This is a genomic window from Nonomuraea sp. NPDC051941, assembly GCF_044593615.1.
Genome location: NZ_JBIUCF010000005.1, coordinates 325,640 through 347,218, shown reverse-complemented (window position 1 = coordinate 347,218; position 21,579 = coordinate 325,640). Strand labels below are relative to the sequence as shown.

At 73.7% G+C, this 21,579-nt stretch carries 10 protein-coding genes; 4 read left to right on the top strand and 6 right to left on the bottom strand.

The features are described from left to right. Nucleotides 1–151 precede the first annotated feature (151 nt). From ACIHFD_RS12565 to ACIHFD_RS12555, 3 genes are read right to left on the bottom strand one after another with little or no spacing between them, the layout of a single operon-like run. Nucleotides 152–2,215, bottom strand: coding sequence for a N,N-dimethylformamidase beta subunit family domain-containing protein (locus ACIHFD_RS12565; protein ID WP_397366907.1), 2,064 nt, complete (start codon nt 2,213–2,215; stop codon nt 152–154). Next, nucleotides 2,212–3,519 carry a hypothetical protein gene (locus tag ACIHFD_RS12560; RefSeq protein ID WP_397366906.1) on the bottom strand — a complete coding sequence of 436 codons (1,308 nt, stop codon included), beginning with the start codon at nt 3,517–3,519 and terminating at the stop codon, nt 2,212–2,214. Before ACIHFD_RS12560 ends, ACIHFD_RS12565 begins: the two co-directional genes overlap by 4 nt. After that, nucleotides 3,512–3,745: an acyl carrier protein gene (locus ACIHFD_RS12555; protein WP_355196023.1), complete on the bottom strand. Its 234-nt coding sequence runs from the start codon at nt 3,743–3,745 to the stop codon at nt 3,512–3,514. The genes ACIHFD_RS12560 and ACIHFD_RS12555 overlap by 8 nt, the downstream gene beginning before the upstream one ends. Nucleotides 3,746–3,913: 168 nt before the next feature. Here ACIHFD_RS12555 and ACIHFD_RS12550 point away from each other — a divergent pair, with 168 nt between their 5' ends. From ACIHFD_RS12550 to ACIHFD_RS12535, 4 genes are all read left to right on the top strand, one after another. Next, the gene (locus ACIHFD_RS12550; RefSeq protein ID WP_397366905.1) at nt 3,914–5,365 is read left to right on the top strand and encodes a class I adenylate-forming enzyme family protein; all 1,452 of its coding nucleotides are present in this window, start codon (nt 3,914–3,916) and stop codon (nt 5,363–5,365) included. Nucleotides 5,366–5,367: 2 nt separating this feature from the next. Beyond that, nucleotides 5,368–6,849: a condensation domain-containing protein gene (locus ACIHFD_RS12545; RefSeq protein WP_397366903.1), complete on the top strand. Its 1,482-nt coding sequence runs from the start codon at nt 5,368–5,370 to the stop codon at nt 6,847–6,849. Then, on the top strand, nt 6,846–12,875 hold the full coding sequence (locus ACIHFD_RS12540) for an amino acid adenylation domain-containing protein (protein WP_397366902.1): 6,030 nt from the start codon (nt 6,846–6,848) through the stop codon (nt 12,873–12,875). The genes ACIHFD_RS12545 and ACIHFD_RS12540 overlap by 4 nt, the downstream gene beginning before the upstream one ends. 64 nt (nt 12,876–12,939) lie before the next feature. Beyond that, nucleotides 12,940–18,315 carry an amino acid adenylation domain-containing protein gene (locus ACIHFD_RS12535; RefSeq protein WP_397366901.1) on the top strand — a complete coding sequence of 1,792 codons (5,376 nt, stop codon included), beginning with the start codon at nt 12,940–12,942 and terminating at the stop codon, nt 18,313–18,315. Here ACIHFD_RS12535 and ACIHFD_RS12530 read toward each other — a convergent pair. From ACIHFD_RS12530 to ACIHFD_RS12520, 3 genes are read right to left on the bottom strand one after another with little or no spacing between them, the layout of a single operon-like run. Further along, the gene (locus ACIHFD_RS12530; RefSeq protein ID WP_397366900.1) at nt 18,286–19,530 is read right to left on the bottom strand and encodes a 2-oxo acid dehydrogenase subunit E2; all 1,245 of its coding nucleotides are present in this window, start codon (nt 19,528–19,530) and stop codon (nt 18,286–18,288) included. The genes ACIHFD_RS12535 and ACIHFD_RS12530 overlap by 30 nt on opposite strands. Further along, nucleotides 19,523–20,575: an alpha-ketoacid dehydrogenase subunit beta gene (locus ACIHFD_RS12525; RefSeq protein WP_397366899.1), complete on the bottom strand. Its 1,053-nt coding sequence runs from the start codon at nt 20,573–20,575 to the stop codon at nt 19,523–19,525. Before ACIHFD_RS12525 ends, ACIHFD_RS12530 begins: the two co-directional genes overlap by 8 nt. Further along, complete coding sequence (locus ACIHFD_RS12520; protein ID WP_397366898.1) at nt 20,572–21,453, bottom strand: thiamine pyrophosphate-dependent dehydrogenase E1 component subunit alpha; 882 nt, start codon at nt 21,451–21,453, stop codon at nt 20,572–20,574. Before ACIHFD_RS12520 ends, ACIHFD_RS12525 begins: the two co-directional genes overlap by 4 nt. Nucleotides 21,454–21,579: the final 126 nt, after the last annotated feature.

Genomic DNA, 21,579 nt, shown 5'->3' with positions numbered 1-21,579 from the left:
TCGCGCCAGCCGGCCCCGGAGACGATGCCGAGGGTGGCGGCCACGTTGGCCGGCACGACCGGGTGCCGGTAGTTCGCACTGGTGACCAGGGTGCCCGTTCCGCGGAGCGGCCGCTCGTTGACAGGCTTGGCGACGGTGGTCGGCGCCCGCTCTACGACAGTGACCGCCAGCGGAGGGCGCCGTCGGGTGCGGCGCCGATGAGTCGTCCTGCGGCGGCGGCCAGGGCGATGTGCCCTTCGGCGGGGCCCAGGTCGCTCCAACCGGCCTCATGCTGCTCGGCCGTCCTCACGAGGATCCGGTCGGCCGAGACGGCGAACAGCCGGCCGTTCATCGCGGTCAGGCTCACCGCACCGGCGGCCGGGCCGACGCTCCTCCAGTCGTGGACGCCGAGCCGTCTGATGGGCAGGTGCCACAGCTCGTCCCCGGAGGTGACGGCGAACAGCCCTTCGTCCACGACGGCCAGGGCGATGGTGCCCTCTGGCGCCCGGCTGACGTCCCGCCACGGCATCGGGACCGGCACGGGGTCGCGGTAACGGATGGTGCCGTCCGGGGCGACCCCGTACAGCCCGGCGGGCGGGCCGCCGTGCGCCTCCCGGGGTGCGGCGAGCGCGATCGCGTCGGTCTCGTCGATCGTCTGCCACGGGAGGTTCTGGCCGCATACGTCCCGGACGGCGAGCGTTCCGTCCGGGCACGCGGCGTAGAGGCGGTTCTCACAGCAAACGAGCGCCCGCACGACTGCGGCACCGCCCGGCTCGACCGCCGCGCTGGACGGTGGCACGACTGCGGCACCGCCCGGCTCGACGGCCCTCGACAGGGCGACCTCATCGGACGGCGACGCGCCGACGTCGGAGGCCGACGGCGCGGCTTTGACCGCCGCGAGAGGCGACAGGGCCCCGGCCGCCCGCGACGCGAGGGCCGACGCCCGCTCCGGCGGCGCGTCGGCGAGGGCCGCAGGTCGAGCAGGAGCCGAGGGTGGCGAAGCGGCCGCGATGGCCACCGGCGGGGTGGGGCCGATGGGGTCCCAGGTGGGGGTGGTGGGTGGGTGGGAGAGGCGGTTGAGGATGTTGCGGGTGATGGTGGCCAGGGCCGGGTCGTCGAGGGTGTTGCCCCAGTTGATGGTGCCGGCGTTGAAGACGGTGCCCGCCCCGAGGCGGTGGAGGCCCATCGTGGCGGCCCCGCCCTTGCCGTAGCGGCGCCAGTGGGACAGGTCGGCCGTGGCGAGGACGACGAAGGACGGGGGCGTGCCGTCACGACCGGTCGCCCGGGGGACGCCGGCCACCCATTCCACGTCGGCCGCGTCCGTCTCGTAGCCGATCGCGCCTCTCCCGAACGTGTCACCGTCCGCGAGCCCCGTTCCCTCGAAGACCCAGTGGCCGGCGAATCTGGCGGTGTAGGACTCCTCGGACATGACGCGCGAGTCCACCCAGCAGCCGGCGCCGTTCCTGAAGGTGAGGCCGGTGAGGGTGTTCTCGGGCCGGTTGACGGGGTCGCTCGGCCACTCGACCGTGACCCTGCCGGGGTCGGTGGCGGCCATGGGGTCGGCGGTGGCGTCGCGGTAGCAGACCATGGTACGGAGGTCGTCCTCGAAGCGGACCTGCCACCAGCAGGTATTGCCGGAGAATATGGCGATATTTCCGCCACGGCGGGCAAATGCCTCCACCGCGTCCCGCATCTCCCACGACCAGTACTCGTCATGGCCGTTGATGACCAGGAGCCGGTAGCGGGAGAGGAGGTCGAGGCCGCTGTGCAGGTCCAGGCCCGAGCAGTAGTCGACGGTGTAGCCCGCCGGGCCGAGCCAGCGGAGCAGGCCGAGCTCCCACTCCTCGATCTGCGGCCCCGCGCCCGGCCGGTCGAAGGTGACCTTGACGGCGCGGTCGGGCTGCTCCGACTGGTAGAGGCCCTCGCCGGGGACGCCGGGCCGGTTGTACGCCTCCCAGGTGGGGAACGGGATCGACACAAGGATGGGCGAAGCGGGCACGGAGCTACGTACGACGAAATATGCGCTGGTGTCGCGGTAAATGGCTCGGTAGAGGGAGCTGGGCCAGTCGTCGCCTACCTTCAGGGTCCAGGAGGGGCCGCCGGAGGAGGCGTCCTCCATGACGACCCGGCCCGACGGCACGTCCTCCACCACGATCGGGCCGCCGCCCGCGTCGAGGAGCCGGAAGCGGAGCTCCTCCCCCTGCGCGCACGACGTCGCCTCCGCGTACAGGCTCATGTACGGGCCGCCTCCACGATCAGGCCTTCCAGGTCCAGCAGGTACTGTTCGATGCCCGGCGGGGGCAGCAGGGCGGTGTCGGCGTAGCAGGAGACCTCCATGCGGCCCGGCTCGCCGCCGACGTGCAGGCGGAAGTCGCAGATGTTGCGGTCCATCGCGTCCGTCCTGGCCACCTCGGTCTTGCCCTCCAGGGCGGCCACCTGGCCGTCCTCCTGGACGAGCCGCTGGTCGTTGAAGCAGCCGAACGACCGGATCCCCGGCCCCACCCGGGTGACCGCCTCCTCCATCGCGTACGGGTCGTACTGCGCCTGCCGGTACGCCCGCAGCGCCGTCCCCCACGCCTGGCGCACCAGCGCGTCGAAGGACTCCGTACGCAGGTCCAGCACCACCAGCGCCTCCTGCGAGACCGTGGACACCACGTCGCGCCGCCCGGCCGCGAAGCGGTTGTTCACGATCACCCGCATCCCGCAGAACCGCTGCCCGGTCAGCCCTCCGGCCACCCGCATCGCGCCCGCGAGCAGCACCGTCGAGGAGCTGACCCGGTTGCGGGCGGCGACCTCCTGCGCGGCGGCGGCCAGCGCGGGCGAGCGCATCGTGGCCTCCACGAAACGCGGCTCCCCCGGTACGTGCGAGGACGGCGGCACGGGGTCCATCCGGGCGTACTCCTCCAGCCAGAACCCGATCGCCTCCCCCGACACGCGCTTCCCCTCGGGCGAGTGCTGCCAGGCGGCGAGCTCCCCGGGTGTGGCGCTGCGCAGGGGTGGCAGGGAGTCCCGGAGCAGGAGCAGGCGGAAGTCCTTGACCACGAGTTCGGCCGCGTGGCCGTCGGCGGCGAGATGGCAGAGGACCAGGACGATGTGCCGGACATATCCCCCGGCCACCACGAACGCCACCCGCAGCGGCCACTCCTCCCAATACGCGAACAGCTCGGCCGCCAGCCGCTCACCCACCTCCTCGGCCAGAACCGAGCTCACTTCCTCGGCCCGAACCGACCCGACCGGCCCTGGCTCGGTCGGGCCCGTCTCGACCACCTCGTACGGGGGACACGCAGAGGGCCAGACCCGCTGGAGCGGTGCGTCGCGCGGCCCCGTGAGGCGGGTGCGGAGCGACTCGTGCCGGGCGACCAGCCGTTCGAGGGCCAGCACCGCGCGCTCCACGCTCACCGGACGCTTGGGCGCGGCGAAGACCCGGGCGATGTTGAGGTAGCGCTCCTGCGGCGCGGCGGCGACGACCGCCCGCCAGATGTCCTGTTGCCCCCAGGTCAGCGGCCCGTCCCTGGCCGGCACCTCACCGGGGTCAGCCATGGAGCCGGACGTAGTCCACCAGCGCGTCCAGGCTGTCGATGGCCGTGGGGTCGAGCTCCACCCCGAACTCGGCCTCCACCGCGTCGATCAGTCGTAAGTAGGCCAGTGAAGTGACGCCGAGATCGCTCAGCCGGGTCTGCCCGGACAGCACCTCGGCCGGATCGACCGCCCCGTCGGCGGCCTTGGCGATCATGTCGGCGAGCCGTTCGCGAAGCTCCCCATCCATCAGCACCTGGTGAACCCTCCCTCGTCGGGGAATCCGGGGCGAGTGTGTCACGCGGTGCCAGACGTCGGCAAGCGCCTATAGGTAAGGGCTTGACGCATGTGTGCATTTTTTCTAGCGTCAAGCGGCACGACGAAAAAAATTCTGGGGGTGGTTCCGTCGGCCCTTCCAGTGCCCGATCTCCTGACGTCCCGAGCCGCCACCGATCCCGACCACACCGCGCTGATCGTCGCCGGCCAGGGCAGCCTGACCCTGGCGGAGTGGGACGCGCGCTCCACCGCCGCCGCCCGCGCGCTCCCAGGACCGCTCAAGGGCGATCGGGTCGCGCTGGTCTTCGGCGCCCGCGAGTGGCTGGACTACGCGGTGAGCTGGATGGCCGTGCTGAAGGCCGGCGGCGTGGCGGTGCCGCTCTCGGACCGGCTCGCCCCGCCGGAGCTGGCGTACATGATCGAGGACTGCGGGGCGACGACGGTCGTCCACGGCGGCGGGGACCCGGCGCTCCCCCTGGGGCCGGCCCAAATCCCGTTAGCAGAGCTCCTGTCGGGACCGGCTGTCCTCGAGGAGCCGGAGGCCCCGGATCCGCTCTCGCTCGCCCAGATCCTCTACACCTCCGGCACGACGGGCAGGCCCAAGGGTGTCGCCGCCACCCACGCGAACCTGACCTCCCCGCCCGTCCACCCCAAGCGCCGCCCGTTCGCCCATTCCCGGCATCTGGTACACGCCTTCCCCATCGGCACGAACGCCGGCCAGGTGATGCTGCTCCACTCCCTCACCGCCGCCCCTGCGGTGGTGACGCTCCCGCTCTTCACCCCGGCCCGCTTCGCCGCCCTGATCGAGGAGTACGCGGCCGGCACCGTCTTCGTCGTCCCCGCGATGGCCGCCGAGCTCCTCAACGCCCGCGTGCAGGACCGCCACGACCTGTCCAGCGTGCTGCTGCTCGGCTCGGCCGCCGCCGCGCTGCCTCCGTCGGTCGCCGCCGGCCTGACCGCCGCGTTCCCCAACGCGACCGTCGCGAACTACTACACCTCCACCGAGGCCGCCCCGGCGCAGACCATCATGATCTACGACGCGGACCGGCCCGGCTCGCTCGGCCGCGCGGCGGGCGGCTCCAAGCTCAGGATCGCGAACGCCGACGGCACCCCCGTGGCGCCCGGCGAGACGGGCGAGGTGTGGCTGCGCGCCGCCGCCCATCCCCGCGCCTACTACGGCCCCGACCGGAAAAGCACCGGCGAGGACAGCGCGTTCCAGGACGGCTGGGTGCGCATGGGCGACCTCGGCCGTCTCGACGACGAGGGCTACCTGTATCTCGTCGACCGGGAGAGCGACGTGATCAAGTCGGGCGCGTTCAAGGTCTCGACGATCCAGGTCGAGTCGGCGCTGCACGAGCACCCGGCCGTGGCGGACGCGTCGGTGTTCGGGGTGCCGCACCCGGTGATGGGCACGGCGGTGGCCGCCGCGGTGGTGGCCACCGGACCGCTGGCGCTCAGCGACGTGCGGGCCTTCCTGAGCGCCCGGCTGGCCGGGCACGAACTGCCCACGGTGCTGCTCATCCTGGACGCCCTGCCCAGGAACGCCGCGGGCAAGGTCATCAAGCGGGAACTGCGCCGTATGGCAGAGGAGTGACGATGGTCCTGGCATCGCAGGCCCAGCACGGCATGTGGATCACCGAGATGATGCACGGCGGCGGCACGGCGTACCACATGCCGTTCGCCCTGTGGTTCGACGGCCCGCTGGACCGGGGGGCGATGCTGAAGGCGTGCGAATCGGTGCTCGCCCGCCACCCGGTGCTGGGGTGCGCGTTCGAGGACCGCGACGGCGAGCTGCACCTGGTGCCCGCCGCCGACCGGCCGCCGGTCGCGTTCGCCGGGGCGGCGGAGGCGGACGACCTGCTGCGCGAGGAGATCGCGCGGCCGTTCGACCTGGGGCGGGGGCCGCTGGCGCGGTTCACGCTGGCGGAGGTGGGGCCGTCGCGGCATCTGCTGCTGTTCGTGGGGCACCACCTGGTGTTCGACGGCATGTCGAAGGACCTGCTGGTGCGCGACCTGGCGGCGGCGTACTCGGGCGGGCCCCTGCCGCCGCTGCCCATGCCGTACGGGGCCGCCGCCACGATCCCGCCCGAGGCCGCGGCGTACTGGCACGAGCACTGGCGAGACCGGCCGACGGTGGTCATCGACGGGATGGCCGGGACCGCGCGGACGGCCGGCCACGGCGAGACGGTCCTGCTCGACCTGACGGGCGAGATGTCCGGATGGGAGGGGGTCGGGGTCACGCGGTTCGAGCTGTTCCTGGCGGCCGTGCACGCCCTGCTCTTCCGGTACGGCAACGCCGAGCCGGCGGTCGCGGTCGCCATGTCGACCCGGCGGCCGGAGACCAGGGAGCACATCGGCCTGTTCGCCACCGAGTTACCCCTCTACTCCGCGCCCACGCCGGACACCACGCTCGCGGAGCTGGCCCACGACCTGCGGGCGCGGCTGCGCGAGCTGAACCGCTTCCGCGACATCCCCGCGGCCAGGGCGGCGGGCGGCATCCGGCCGCGCCCCGCGCTGGCGCCGGTGTCGATCAGCTTCCGGCGGCGCGCGGCCGACGTGGTCTTCCCGGGGCTGGGCGTGGTGGCCGAGTGGAAGATGTCCAACCACATGGTCAGGAACGTCCTGCACCTGCAGGCCGTGGACGGCGACGACGGGCTCCGGCTCACCCTGCACCACAGCCCTGACGTCATCGGGCGCGAGCACGTCGAGCGGGCCGGGGAGCACCTGCGGGCCGTGCTCGCCGCCGACCCCCACCTCCGGCTCGCCGACCTGCCCCTGCCCGCCGCCACGCCGGTGCCGGCTCCCGGGCCGGTCGAGGGCCCCGTACCGGGCGCCGCGGCAGGGTCGGTGGACGGCGAGCTGGTCGAGCAGGTACGCCAGATCTGGATGGAGGTCCTGCGGATCGAGGAGCTCGCCCCCGACGAGGACCTGTACGACCTCGGCGGCCACTCGCTGACCATCACCCAGATCGGCGCCCGGATCAGGAAACGGCTCGGCGTCGAGGTGCCGTTCGACGTGTTCCTCGACGATCCGACGGTCGCCGGGGTGGCGGCGGCGGTCAGCGAGCTGCGCGCATGATCTCCCTCGGCCAGGAACGGCTCTGGTTCCTGCACCGGCTCGACCCGGCCGACCCGGCCTACCGGGTGGCCGTCGTGCGGCGGATCTCCGGCCCGCTCGACGCCGACGCCCTGACCGGCGCGTTCGGCGACGTGGTGGCACGGCACGAGTCGCTGCGCACCCGCTTCCCCGATCACGACGGGCAACCGGTCGCGATCGTGGAGCCGCCGGGCCCCGTACCGGTCGAGCGCATCGACCTCGACACGCCCGAGCAGGCCGCGCGGCTGCTCGAAGAGCGCGCGAACACCCCCTTCGAGCTGGGCTCCGCGCCGCCCCTGCGCGTCACACTGGTCCGGCTCTCCCCCGGCGACCACGTGCTGTGCGTCGTCCTGCACCACATCATCGGCGACGGCTGGTCGCTGAACGTGCTCATGGACGACCTGGCCAGGTGCTACGCGGCCCGCCTGGACGGCACCCCGGCCGGGCTGCCGGAGCTGGCCACGACCTACGCCGAGTACGCCGACGCGCAGCGCGAGGCCGACGCGGACGTGGACCACTGGACGGCCAGGCTCGACGGGGCCGCGCCGCTGGACCTGCCGGCGGACCGGCCGCGCCCGGCCCGGCGGGGCAGCGCGGGCGGGGAAGCCTGGTTCGACCTCGACCCCGCGCTGGTGGCGGCGCTGGCGCGGCTGGCCCGGGCGGAGCGGTGCACGCTGTTCATGGTGCTGCTGGCCGCGTACCAGGCGCTGCTGGCCCGCCACACCGGGCAGGACGACATCGTGGTCGGCACGCCCACGGCCGGGCGGAACCGGCCCGAGCTGGAGCCGATGGTCGGGCTGTTCGCCTCGACGCTGGTGCTGCGGGGGGACCTGTCGGGTGATCCGGCGTTCACGGAGCTGCTGCGGCGGACCCGCCGGACCGTGCTGGAGGCGATGGCGCACGGCGAGACGCCCGTCGAGCGGGTGCTGTCGGCACTCGACATCGAACGCGACCTCAGCCGCACGCCGCTCTTCCAGACCATGTTCGGGCTGCACAACGCGGCGGTGGGGTACGGCGAGGCCGCCACGTTCGCCGGGCTGACGAGCGAACCGTTCCCGCACGGGACGCCGCCCGCGATGGTGGACCTGCGCGTGGACCTGTGGCCGGACGGCGGCGGGTTGCGCGGCGCGTTCGTCTACAGCGCCGAGCTGTTCTCGCGGGGCACGGTGGAGCGGCTGGCGGCGCGGTTCCTCGCGCTGCTGGGCTCGGTCGTCCGCAGTCCCGGCGCGCGGGTGTCCGAGCTGGAGATGCTGCCGCCCGAGGAACGCGGGCTGCTGGACTCCTGGAACGACACCGCGGCCGATGTCCCGTCCGGCACGGTCGTGGACCTGTTCCTGCGGCAGGCGGAGCTGCGGCCGGACGTCGTGGCGGTGGAGTGCTCCGGGGAGGCGCGCACCTATGCCGAGGTGGCCGCCCGGGCCCGGCTGGTCGCGGCGGGGCTGCGTGCGCGCGGGGCGGGGCCGGGGTCCGTGGTGGCGGTGTGCCTGCCGCGCTCGGCCGAGCTGCCGGGGACGCTGCTGGGCGTCATGATGGCGGGGGCCGCGTACCTGCCGGTGGACCCGGCGCTGCCCGCCGGGCGCGTCGCGGCGATGCTCGCCCAGGCGGGCGTGCGGGTCGCGCTGGCCGGCCCGTCGGCGCCCCTGCCCGGGCACGTCGACCGGATCGAGCCCGCCCCCGAGGCGTCCTTCGCCACATCACAGGCGGCGGCCGGTGCCCCCGCGTACGTGCTGCACACCTCGGGCTCCACCGGCACGCCCAAGGGGGTGGCGGTGCCGCACTCCGCGCTGGTCAACCTGCTGGCCGGGATGGAGCGGCTGCTCGGCTCCCGTCCGGAGGACGTGTGGCTGGGCAGCACGGCGCTGTCGTTCGACATCGCCGGGCTGGAGCTGTACCTGCCGCTGGTGACGGGAGGGCGGCTGGTGCTGGCCGGCGACGACGCCGTGCGCGACGGGGTGGAGCTGGCCCGGCTGATCGGCGCGTCCGGGGTCACCCACGTGCAGGCCACGCCGTCCGGGTGGAGCATGCTGCTGTCCGCCGGGCTGGACCCGTCGGGGCTGGTGGCGCTGGCCGGGGGCGAGGCGCTGCCGCTCGCGCTGGCCAGGCGGCTGCGCAGGCGGGTGGGGCGGCTGCTCAACATGTACGGGCCGACCGAGACCACGATCTGGTCCACCGCCTGGGAGGTGCCGCCCTCCCCCGACCGCGTGAGCATCGGGCGGCCACTGGCAAACACCAAGGTACGGGTGCTCGACCGCTCCGGCTCGCCCGCGCCCATCGGCGTCCCCGGGGAGCTGGTCATCGGCGGTGCCGGGGTGGCCCTCGGCTACCTGCGCTCGCCGGGCGAGCCGCCGGAGGCGTTCCCGGACGGGTGGTACCGGACCGGTGACCGGGTGCGGTGGCTGGCCGACGGCACGCTGGAGTTCCTGGGACGCGGGGACGGCCAGGTCAAGCTGCGGGGGCACCGGGTCGAGCCGGGCGAGATCGAGGCCACCCTGGAGCGGCACCCGGGGGTGCGCCGGGCCGCCGTGGTGGTGCGGGGCGGCGACCTGGTGGCCTACGTGGTGCCCGCGGTCCCGGACGATCTGCTGGAGCGGGCGGCCGAGTGGCTGCCCCCGTACATGCTGCCCTCGGTCGTCGTGCCCGTGGAGGCCCTGCCGCTGACCCCCAACGGGAAGGTGGACCGGCGGGCGCTGCCCGAGCCCGCGCGGCCGGCGGCGGGCCGAGGCGGCGCGCCGGTCACCGCCAGGGAGCGGCAGGTGGCGCGGATCTTCGCCGAGGTGCTGGGCACCGGCGACCTCGGCGCGGACGACGACTTCTTCGCGCTCGGCGGCCACTCGCTGCTGGCCACCCGGGTCATCGCCCGGCTGGCGGCGGCGGGGACGGCGGCGCCGCTGCGGGAGCTGTTCACGCATCCCACGGTCGCCGGGTTCGCCGCGACGCTGGACGAGCTCGCGGGCGAGCCGGGCAGCCCCCTCGTGCCGCGCCCGGCCGGTACGCTGCCGCCGCTCTCCCCCGCCCAGGAACGCCTGTGGTTCCTGCACCGCCTGGATCCCTCCGACGCCTCGTACAACATGTACATCGTGCGCAGGCTCCAGGGCCCGCTCGACGAGGCGGCGCTGGAGCGGGCGCTGACCGGGCTGATCGCCAGGCACGAGTCGTTGCGGACCCGCTTCCCCGAGGTGGACGGGCGGCCGGTGGCCGTGGTCGAGCGGCCCGCGCCCGCCAGGATCGAGCGGCTGGCAGCCCGCGACGAGGCCGAGGCCCGCGCGCTCGTCGCCGCCCGCACGAACGCCCCGCTCGACCTGGGCGCCGCGCCGCCGCTGCGCGTCACGCTCGTCCGGATCAGCCCGGACGATCACGTGCTCTGCGTCGTCCTGCACCACATCGTGGCCGACGGCTGGTCGATCACCGTCTTCCTGGACGACCTGGCCGCCCTGTACGCCTCCGCCGAGCTCGCACCGCTGGCCGTGCAGCACGGGGACGTCGCCGGGTGGCGGCGGGAGCAGGACCGCGGCGCGGCCCTCGACTACTGGCGCGCGCAGCTTGCCGACCCGCCCACCCTGGACCTGCGCACCGACCGGCCGCACCGCCCCGGGGCGACGCGCGGCGACTTCCACCTGCTGGAGGTGCCGGGCGAGCTGCTCGCCCAGCTGGAGTCGACGGCTCGCCGGCATCGGGTGACGCTCTTCATGGTGCTGCTGGCGGCGTACCAGATCCTGCTGTCGCGGCACACGGGGCAGGACGACGTGCTGGTCGGGTCGCCGACGGCGGGCCGGGACCGGGTGGAGCTGGAGCCCCTCATCGGCTACCTCAGCACCACGCTCGTCCTGCGCGGCGACCTGTCGGGCGACCCGGCGCTGGAGGAGCTGCTGGCCAGGACGCGCAGGACCGTCCTGGACGCGATGGCCCATCACGACGTGCCGTTCGAGCAGCTGCTGGCCGAGCTGGACGTGGAACGGGACCTCGCCAGGAAGCCGATGTTCCAGACCCTGTTCACCCTGAACAGCCAGACCGCCGACGGCGAACGCGACCGCCTCGGCCCGGTGCGGATGTCGTACTTCGACGACGGGTACCGGCAGGCCAAGTTCGACCTGACCGTGGAGGCGTGGCGGTCGCCCGGGCGGCTGCGGGTGGCGTTCGGGTACGACGCGGGGTTGTTCGACGCGGAGACGGTGGCGGAGCTGGCGGAGCGGTTCGCGGTGGTGCTGCGGGGGGTGGCCGACCCGGGCAACCGGCGGGTGCCCCTGTCGCGCCTGCCCGTGCTGGCGCCGTCCGACGAGGCCCTGCTCGCGTCGCTGGACCGCCCTCCGGCGGGCCCTCTTATGGGCAGCGTGGGGACCGTCGGAGGGCTTATCGCCGAGTCGGTGTCGGCGCACCCCGGTGAGGTGGCCGTGAGCTGCGGCGCCGAGGCCGTGACGTACGCCGAGCTGGAGCGGCGGGTGGCGCGGCTGGCCGGTGAGCTGGCCGGGCGGGGCGCGGGCGACGGGGACCTGATCGGGCTCCGGACGGGCCGCTCGGTCGAGGCGGTGGTGGCCATGCTGGCGATCTGGCAGGTTGGCGCCGCCTACGTGCCCCTGGACCCCGAGTATCCGCCGGAGCGCCTGCGCACCATGGCCGCGGGGACGTCCCTCGTCGTCACGGCGGGGATCGAGCCGGGGCCGGGCTCCGTGGAACGCCGGCCGGGCCTGGCGTACGTGATCTACACCTCGGGCTCCACCGGCACCCCCAAGGGTGTCGCCGTCGAGCACGCCGGGCTGGCCGAGCGGGTCCGGTGGATGCGCTCCGCGTACGGGCTGCGCCCCGGCGACCGCGTCGTCCAGCTCGCCTCGCTGAGCTTCGACACCCACGCCGAGGAGATCTTCCCCGCGCTGGCCGCGGGCGCCACGGTCGAGCTGCTGCCCGGAGGCGGCGCCACCCTGCCCGACCTGCTCGCCCGGCGGCCCGACGTCACCGTGCTCGACCTGCCCACCGCCTACTTCCACCACCTGGTGGACCTGATCGACGAGATCCCCTGGCCGGACGGGCTCCGCCTGGTGATCCTCGGCGGCGAGCAGGTGCGCGCGCAGGCCGTGGCCCGCTGGCGCGAACGCTTCGGCGACCGGGTGCGGCTGGTCAACACGTACGGCCCCACGGAGGCGACGATCATCGCCACGTACGCGGAGCTGGAGGGCGGGGACCCCCATCCGCCGATCGGCCGCCCCGTGGAAGCGACCCCCGTCCAGGTCCTCGACCGCCACGGGGCGCCCACCCCGCCGGGCGCGCCCGGCGAGCTGTACGTCGGCGGCCCCGGCGTGACCCGCGGCTACCTCAACGCCCCCGATACGCCGTTCGTGACCCTGCCGGAGGGCCGCTACTTCCGGACGGGCGACCGGGTGCGGCTGCGGCGCGACGGCCGGTTGGAGTTCCTCGGGCGCCTGGACGCCCAGGTCAAGGTGCGCGGGTTCCGCGTCGAGCCGGGCGAGGTCGAGCACTGCCTGCTCACCCATCCCGACGTCCGGCAGGCGGCCGTGCTCGCGCGAGAGGGCGACCTGGTGGCGTACGTGGTGCCGCGTGGGGAGACCGGCGCCGGGAGCCTGGCCGAGCACGTCGCGCGGGCGCTGCCGCCGTACCTGGTGCCCGCGCACTGGGTGCTGCTCGACGCGCTGCCCCTCACCCGCAACGGCAAGCTCGACCGGGCCGCGCTCCCCGAGCCGGACGCCCCCGTCGGAAGCGACGACACGCCGCCCAGGACCGACGCCGAGGAGCTGGTGGCCGACGTCTGGGCGGAGGTGCTGGGCGCGGACAAGATCGGCGCGTTCGACGACTTCTTCGCTCTCGGCGGCCACTCGCTGCTCGCCATCCGGGTGGCCGCCCGGTTACGCGCCCTGGCGGGGGTGGATCTGCCGATCCGTACGCTGTTCGACCGCCGTACCGTGGCGGCGCTGGCGCAGGCCGTCGAGGAGGCGCTGGTGGCCGAGGTGGCGGGGCTGTCCGACGAGCAGGTCATGAGACTGACGGAGGAGGGCTCATGACCGAGCTTGTCGAGGTCATCAATAAGCACAGCACCTTGGTCATGAGACCGACGAAGGAGGGCTCATGACCGAGTTGACACAGGCGCAGCGGGCGCTGCTCACCCAGCGGCTCCGCAGGCGCGGCGGATCGCGGCCGGCCATCCCCGCGCTGCCCGCCGACCGGCCCCCGCCCCTGTCGTACGCGCAGGAGCGGCTGTGGTTCATGGAGCAGTACGCCCCTGGGAACGCCGCCTACACGATCCCGCTGGTGCGGCGGGTACGCGGGCCTCTTCAGCCCGACGTCCTGGCGGCGGCGCTGCGCAGGGTCTGCGAACGCCACCAGCCGCTGCGTACCCGCTTCCCCGCCGGCGCGGACGGGCAGCCGGACGTGCTGGTGTCGGACGAGACCGAGGTCCCGCTGACCGTCGCCGAGGCCGGGTCGGCGCAGGCGGCCAGGGAGCTGGTGGGGCCGTTCCTGGCGGAGCCGTTCGACCTGGTGGCGGGCCCGGTCATGAGAGCGCTGCTGGTACGGCTGGCGCCCGACGACCACGTGCTGGCGCTGGCCGTGCACCACATCGCGGCCGACGGCTGGTCGGCGAACCTCCTGCTGCGCGACATCCTGGCGTTCTGCACCGGCGGGACCGCGCCCGAGCTGCCGATCACGTACGGGGACTTCGCCGCCTGGCAGCGCGAACGCGCGGACGGCGACGTCGGCTACTGGCGCGACCGGCTGGCCGGGCTGGAGCCCCTGGAGCTGCCGGCCGACGCGCCGCGGCCGCCCGAGCTGACCTACGCCGGGGCCGCGCACCACTTCGCGATCGCCCCCGAGCTGGCCGAGCGGCTGGACCGGCTGGGCAGGGAGCATGGCGCGACGCCGTACATGGTGCTGCTGGCGGCCTTCGCGGTGCTGCTCGGGCGGTACGCGGGGCAGGACGACGTGGCGATCGGTTCGCCGGTGGCCGGGCGGTCGCTGCCCGAGCTGGACAACCTGGTCGGGTGCTTCGTCAACATGCTGGCGATGCGGGTGGACCTGTCCGGGGACCCGTCGTTCGCGGAGCTGCTGGGACGGGTGCGGGAGCTGGCCACGGACGCGTACTCGCACCAGGGGGTGCCGTTCGAGCGGCTGGTGTCGGAGCTGAACGTGGCGCGGGAGCCGTCCAGGTCTCCGGTGTTCCAGGTCATCCTCGCCATGCAGAACTACGGCGGCGAGCCGGAGCCGGGGCCGCTGACGCTGGAGGGGTTCGAGCCGGGGGTGTGGGCGACCCGGTTCGACCTGGAGCTCTACACCGGGGGCGGCGGGGCGTTCCTGTTCGTCTACAACACCGCGCTGTTCTCCGCCGAGCGGATCGAGCGCATGGCCGGGCATCTGGCCACGCTGCTGGAGGGGGTGGCGGCCGATCCGGCGGCGCCGGTGTCGGAGCTGGAGCTGCTGACGCCGTCGGAGCTGGAGGAACGGCGGCGCTGGAACGACACCGCCGTCGACCTCGGCGCGCCGGGCCTGCTGCACGAGCCGGTCATGGCCGGTGCGGAGAGCGGGGCCGTGGCGGTGCGGCATCCCGGGGGCGAGATCACGTACGGGGAGCTGCGCCGCCGGGTACGGGCGCTGGCGGCCGAGCTCAGGGCGGCCGGGGCCGGGCCGGGACAGTTGGTGGCCGTCGTGATGGAGCGGGGCTGGGAGCAGGTCGTCGCGGTGCTGGCGATCAACGCGGCCGGGGCGGCGTACCTGCCGATCGACGCCGACCTGCCCGACCAGCGGCGCTTCGAGCTGATCGAGCGCGGCGGATGCGCGATCGCCGTCACCCAGCCCCGGCTGGACCTGTCCTGGCCGGACGGGGTGACCCGCCTCGCGGTGCTCCCGGACGCGGACGCCTCGCCCTTCGACTGCCCGGCCTCCCCCTCCGACCTCGCGTACGTGATCTTCACCTCCGGCTCCACCGGCGCCCCCAAGGGGGTGATGATCGAGCACCGGGCCGCCCTGAACACCGTCCGCGACCTCAACCAGCGCTTCCGCGTCGGCCCCGCCGACCGCTTCCTCGCGCTCTCGGCCCTGAGCTTCGACCTGTCCGTGTACGACGTCTACGGCGCGGCGGCCGTCGGCGCGACCCTCGTCATGGGCGACCCGGCCGCCGACAAGGACCCCGCCGCCTGGGCCCGCCTCGTGGAGCGGGAACGCGTCACCGTCTGGAACTCCGTGCCCGCCCTCATGGAGCTCCTGGTGGACCACGCCGAGCACGAGGGCACCGACCTCGGCTCCCTGCGCCTGGTCCTGCTGTCGGGCGACTGGATCCCGCTGACGCTCCCCGACCGCATCCGTGCCCTCGCCCCGGACGCCGAGGTCATCAGCCTGGGCGGCGCCACCGAGGGGTCGATCTGGTCCATCTCGTACCCGATCGGCCGGGTGGACCCGTCCTGGACCTCCATCCCGTACGGCCGCCCCCTCGCCAACCAGACGTTCCACATCCTCGGCCCCGGGCTGCGGGACACCCCCGTCGGCGTGCCCGGCGACCTGTACATCGGCGGCGCGGGCGTGGCCACCGGCTACTGGCGCGACCCCGAGCGGACGGCCGCCTCCTTCCGCACCCACCCCCGCACCGGCGAGCGTCTCTACCGCACGGGCGACCTCGGCCGGTACGCCGCCGACGGCGTCATCGAGTTCCTCGGACGGGCCGACGCGCAGGTCAAGATCCGCGGCTACCGGATCGAACTCGGCGAGATCGAGACCCATCTCGCCCGCCACCCCGACGTGACCGAGTGCGTGGTCACGACCGACGGGCGGGGCACGGGGGCGCAGCTCGTCGCGTACGTCGTCACGCCGCATCCGGACCCGGTGCGCCTGCGCGCCCACCTCGCCGAGACGCTGCCCGCGTACATGATCCCCGCCCGTTTCGTCGCCCTCCCGAGCCTCCCCCTCACGGCCAACGGCAAGGTGGACCGCCGCCGCCTGCCCGCCCCCTCGGCCGCTCCGGCCGGAACGCGCACCGCGCCGGAGACGGACACCGAGCGCCTGGTGAGCGCCGTCTGGGCGGAGGTGCTCGACGGGGCGGACTTCGGCATCGACGACGACTTCTTCGACGTCGGCGGGCACTCGCTGCTGGCCATCAAGGTCGTGGCGCGCCTGCGCAGGCGGCTCCCGTCGCCGGTCGCGGTGGTGGACCTGTTCAAGCATCCGACGGTGCGCGAGCTGGCCGCGTTCGCCGACGGCGGCGCCGCCGGGCCGCGCGGGCTGCTGCACGAGCTGACGCCGCGCCGCGCGCATGCCGAGCTCACGTACGTGTGCGTCCCGTACGGCGGGGGCGCCGCGGTGGCCTACCAGCCGCTGGCCGACGCGCTGCCCGCCACGCACGCGCTGTGGGCGGTCGCGATCCCCGGGCACGACGTGGGGCTGGACGAGGACCGGCTGCCTCTGGAGGAGGTGGCCGACCGGTGCGTGCGGGAGATCCTGGAGAAGGTACGGGGGCCGCTCGCGCTGTACGGGCACTGCGGGGTCGGGTCGGCTTTGACGGTCGCGATCGCGCGGCGGCTGGAGGCGGCCGGGCGGCGGCTCGAAGCGGTCTACATCGGGGCGATCTTCCCGTTCGCCCGGCCGGGGAACCGGGTGCTGGCGGCGCTGTCCCGGCTGGCGCGGCGGGAGTACCTGCGCAGCGACCGCAGCTACGCCAACTGGCTGACCTCGATGGGGCTCGACATGAGCGAGCTCGATCCGGGGCAGGCGCGGCACATCATCAGGAACATGCGCGAGGACACGGAGGCGGCGGAGGAGTATTTCACCGGGCTGTTCGAGAGCGCGGTGGAGCCGTTGCGGGCGCCGGTGATCAGTGTGGCGGGCGAGCGGGATCCGGCTACCGAGTATTTCGAGGAACGGTATCGCGAGTGGCACTTCCTGAGTCCGACGGCCGCGGCGGTGGAGCTGGATGAGGCCGGACACTTTTTCCTGAAATATCGGGCGCAGGAGCTGGCCGAGATCGTCACCCGCACCCACCTCGCCCTGGACACGGGCGAGCCGCTCTCGGGCCCGAACTGGCGCCTGCACGACACCTCCCACCTCACCCCATCGCCCCCAACCTCTTCCGCACGCTCGGTCCCCACCACTCCCCCTGACCCCGCCCCGGCCCCGGCTCGGGTCCCGCTCGCGGGGCCGCAACCCAGCATGGGGCGGTTCCTGGTCGTGGCCGGGGGGCAGCTGGTGTCGATCATGGGCTCGGCGCTGACCGAGTTCGCCATTCCCCTCTGGATCTACCTCACCACCGGCTCCCTGGCCCAGTTCGCCCTGCTCGCCGTCCTCGGCCTGGTGCCGGGCATGGTGGTGGCCCCGCTGGCGGGCGCCATCGTGGACCGCAGCGACCGCCGTACCGTGATGCTCGGCGGCGACTTCGCCGCCTTCGGGACGCAGCTCCTGCTCGGCGTGCTGCTGTGGACGGGCAACCTGCAGACCTGGCACATCTACCCGCTGCTCGCGCTGCTGTCGGTGGCGCTCACGTTCCAGCGCCTCGCCTACAGCTCGGCGGTGCCGCAGCTCGTGCCCAAGCGGCACCTCGGCCACGCGAACGGCATCGTGCAGATGGCCGGGGGGATGACGCAGCTCATCGTGCCGCTGGCGGCGGCCGGGCTGATGGCGGTCGTCGGGCTCGGGGGCATCCTGGTCCTGGACGTGATCAGCTACGTGTTCGCGATCGCCGTGACGCTGCTGGTGCGCTTCCCTCGGACGATGGCCTGGCGGCGCAAGGAGCCGGTCATGACGGAACTGGTGGCCGGGTTCCGGTATTCGTGGGGGCAGCTCGGGTTCCGGCGGATGCTGCTGTTCTTCGCGGTCCTGAACGTGTTCCTGTCGCCGCTCTTCCTGATGATCTCGCCGCTGGTGCTGTCGTTCGCGGGGCTGCAGGACGTGGGGCGGATCTCGTTCCTGTCGGGGCTCGGGGTGCTGCTCGGCGGCCTGGCCATGACGGTGTGGGGCGGGCCCGGTCACGGGCGGATGCGGGCGGTGCTCTGGTGCACGCTCGCGCTGGCCGCGTTCTGCATGGTCACGGGGTTGCGGGCGGATCTGGTGACGATCGGGGTCGGGGCGTTCGGGATGTCGTTGTGGGTGACGCTGCTCAACGGGGTCTACGCCACGATCGTGCAGGTGAAGGTGCCGCAGCGCTTCCACGGGCGGGTGTTCGCGCTGAACACGCTGATCGCCTGGTCGACGCTGCCGCTGGGGTTCGGGCTCGTGGCGCCGTACGGGGCGGCGGTGTTCGACCCGCTGCTCACCCCGGACGGGCCGCTCGCCTCGACCGTCGGCGCGCTGATCGGGACGGGGGCGGGGCGGGGTGTGGGGTTGATGTACGTCCTGTTCGCGGTCGCGATGGCGGTGCTGGCGGTCGTGGCGCTCCGGTCCCGGCTGCCGTCCCTGGTGGACGACGCCGCCGACGCCGCCCCCGACGACCTGGTCGGCCTACAGTCCCTCGAACGACGCCGCCTCTAGCGCTTCCTTGAGCGCCTGGAGGAACAGAACGGCGTCCCTGCCGTTGACCAGCCGATGGTCGTAGGCCAGCCCGATCACCGCCACCGTGCGCTCGCCCTCCCGCTGCGGCGAGGTGAGCGCGAGGGCGCACGCCTGGCCCGGGAAGACGATGGGGATGGCCATGACGATGTCGCGGTCGTGGTGCAGGGTGACGACGATGTTGCCGCCGTCGAGGTGCTCCTGCCTGAACCCGCCGCGCTGGGCCAGCCGCCGGAACCCGGCCAGTTCCCCGGCGATCTCCTCGATCCCCTTGCCGTGCGCGTCCCGGATGACCGGCACGTAAAGGCCGGTGCCGAGATCGATCGTGACGCCCACATTGGGGGCGTCGGGGACGGCGGCCGTGCCCTCGTCCATGAGGGTGGCGAAGCACAGCGGGAAGTCCTGGTGCAGGCGGGCGACGGCGGCGATGAGGAGGTCGGGCAGGCCGACGAGCTTGCGCAGGCGCTTGGTGAGGTCGCGGGCGGTTGTGGTGGCCTTGCCCACGTCCACTTTTATGGCGGTGTAGGCGGCGGGGATCGTCTGATGCGAAAGGCTCACCGTCCTTCCGACGGCCTGCTGATTCCCGCTCAACCCCCGCACACTCCCCCCGACCGGCGCGACGGAGGCGGGCGCGACCGTGGGCGTAACGGCGGGAGAGATGGCGGCGGGCGTGGGCGATGGGGGCCTCTCCGCGACGGCGGCCTCCGCGGACAGCGAGGGTCCTTCGACGGCAGGCGACGCCGGCGGCCGGGGCGTGGGTGAGCCCGCTGCGGCCAGGCGCTCGACGTCGGCGCGCCGCACCACCTTCACGGGCAGGTCGCGCACGCGGGCGGGATCGATGCCCAGCTCGTCGATGAGCGCCTGCGCGGGCGCCGTGATCAGCGGCGCTTTACCGGGCAGGGAGTCACCGGAGACCGCCGCAAACGCGCCCGAAGGCGGGGCGGGGGTGGGTGTAGGTGGGGTGGGGTGGGCGGTGATGTGGGCGATGGGCTGGCCCGGGGTGCAGTCGGCGCCCGCCGGGATCAGCTGGACCAGGATCCCGTCGTGCCCGCTGACGAGCTCCTCCACCGTCTTGGACGTCTCCACCGACGCCACCACGTCATCCCCCCGCACCGGCGCGCCATCCGCCACCAGCCATTCCAGCAGCACGTACGCCGAGTCGTTGGTGTTCAGCTTCGGCACCCGGATCTCAGCCATCCAGCCCCTCCAGCCCTTCCAGCACGGCACGGCGGATCGTGGAGTCCTGGACGAGCACCTCGCGCTCCAGGTGGGCGGCCGTGGGGATCACGCTGTCCGCCGAGCTGACCAGCCGGACCGGGCGCCGCAGGCGGCCCCAGAGGCGGGTGTGCAGGTCGGCGGCCACATGATCGCCCCAGGTGCCGCCCGCGCTGCCGTCCTCGGCCACGCACACCAGCGGCGCCCGCCCGAGCAGCGGCAGCAGCTCCGACGGGTCGAAGGGGTACAGGCGCGAGGGGACCATCAGGACGCCGGTCAGGTCGTGGTCGAGCAGCAGGGTTCGCATGGCGGCCAGCGCGCGGTGGGCGACCCCGCCGGGGGTGATCAGCACGTAGTCGAGATCGCCGGAGGGGATGTCGAGGCCGCCGGGTCCCCCGGTGTCGAGGCGGACCACCGCCACGTCGCCCACCAGCTCCCACGTGAACAGCTCGTCCACCTCGTACATCCGCCGCGTGTACAGCACCTTGTCCTCGAACAGCAGGCACGGCTCGCCCAGCGCCAGCATGCGGTCGAGCACGGCCCGGTTGTCGTGGAAGGGTGACATCTCGAACAGCGACAGCCCGGGGATCCCGATGAAGTGCTTCTGCGGGCTCTGGCTGTGGGTGGGGCCGTAGCCGCGGTGGCCGCCGGACGGGCACCGGATCACCAGCGGGAGGGGTACGCGGGTCCCGTACATGGTGACGGATTTGCCGGCGAAGTTGAGGATCTGGTCGAAGGCGAGTGCCACGAAGTCGGCGAACATGATCTCCACGACCGCCTTGCCGCCCGCCAGCGCCAGCCCCGAGGCCGCGCCGACGATGGCGCCCTCGCTGAGCGGGGTGGTGAGCACGCGGCCGGGGAAGCGGGTGGACAGGCCCTTGGTGATCTTGAAGGCGCCGCCGTAGGGGTCGAGGAGGTCCTCGCCCAGGACGTACACGGAGGGGTCGTCCTCGAGGAGCCCGTGCAGCGCGCGGTTGAGGTTCTCACCGACCCGCACCCTGCCCGCGGGCGCCCCGCCGACCGTCACGCCGGCGTCCAGACGGACGGCGGCCGGGCGGCGACCTCGGCCGCGATCCGGTCGATCCGGGTACGGGCCTCCGCCTCGATCCCGGCGGACTGTACGGGATGCGCGGCCTGGTAGGCGGCGTACCAGTCGAAGCGGGGAAAGTCCGGCGGCCGGGTGTCGTCGCCCTTGCTGTGGGGGCCGAGGCGATGGGTGGCGAACTCCACGACGAGCGGGTGCGACTCCGTCCGTACGCGGTCGACGAGCGGCGCCAGCCGGCCGCGGATTTCGTGAATTTCCACGATATCCACCCGGTGGTGCGCCACGCCGAACGCCCGCGCCCGCCCCTCCACCGTGCCCGCCATCTGCAGCCCCGTCGGCGTGGACTGGGCGATGCCGTTGTGCTCGACCACGACCAGGAGCGGGAGCCGCCAGAGCTGGGCCAGGTTGAGCGCCTCGTACACGGCTCCCTCGCCCCAGGTGCCGTCGCCGATGTAGACGCACGCCAGCGCGCCCGGCTCGTGCCGTTTCAGCCGCAAGGCGACCCCGGCCGCCACGGGCAGGCTCTGGCCCTGCACGCCGGTGGACAGGTAGCGGCCGCGCTTGAGGTGCTGGCTGCCGCCGACGCCGTCGCAGATCGCCCCCTTCCTGCCCATGATCTCGGCCAGCAGCCCCTCCGGGTCCTCGAACCTGGCCAGATAGTGGCCATGGCCCCGGTGGTTGCTGAAGATCCAGTCGCTCTCGCGCAGGAGCGTCCGCAGGGAGACGGGGACGTACTCCTGGCCGAGGCAGGTGTGGGTGGTGCCGTTGAGCTCGCCGCGCTCGAAGAGCGAGAGCAGCTTCAGCTCGAAGAATCGGATCAGCAGTAACAGTGCCAGGTCGTCGTCAGAGAGTTTGTCCATTGAGTCTCTCGAGCACCAGGAGAACCTCCTGAAAGGCTAACAATCCGCATATTTCCCGTCCAGAGCCGCATCCAAGCGTCGATGGAACGGTCCGATTCTTCCTCAAACGGATCCCTGGCCGAGATC

What these genes read in the sequence shown, in the direction of transcription:
- ACIHFD_RS12565 (WP_397366907.1), bottom strand. Translation starts at nt 2,215, where the DNA reads ATGAGCCTGTACGCGGAGGCGACGTCGTGCGCGCAGGGGGAGGAGCTC.
- ACIHFD_RS12530 (WP_397366900.1), bottom strand. Translation starts at nt 19,530, where the DNA reads ATGGCTGAGATCCGGGTGCCGAAGCTGAACACCAACGACTCGGCGTAC.
- ACIHFD_RS12535 (WP_397366901.1), top strand. Translation starts at nt 12,940, where the DNA reads ATGACCGAGTTGACACAGGCGCAGCGGGCGCTGCTCACCCAGCGGCTC.
- ACIHFD_RS12540 (WP_397366902.1), top strand. Translation starts at nt 6,846, where the DNA reads ATGATCTCCCTCGGCCAGGAACGGCTCTGGTTCCTGCACCGGCTCGAC.
- ACIHFD_RS12520 (WP_397366898.1), bottom strand. Translation starts at nt 21,453, where the DNA reads ATGGACAAACTCTCTGACGACGACCTGGCACTGTTACTGCTGATCCGA.
- ACIHFD_RS12545 (WP_397366903.1), top strand. Translation starts at nt 5,368, where the DNA reads ATGGTCCTGGCATCGCAGGCCCAGCACGGCATGTGGATCACCGAGATG.
- ACIHFD_RS12560 (WP_397366906.1), bottom strand. Translation starts at nt 3,519, where the DNA reads ATGGCTGACCCCGGTGAGGTGCCGGCCAGGGACGGGCCGCTGACCTGG.
- ACIHFD_RS12555 (WP_355196023.1), bottom strand. Translation starts at nt 3,745, where the DNA reads ATGGATGGGGAGCTTCGCGAACGGCTCGCCGACATGATCGCCAAGGCC.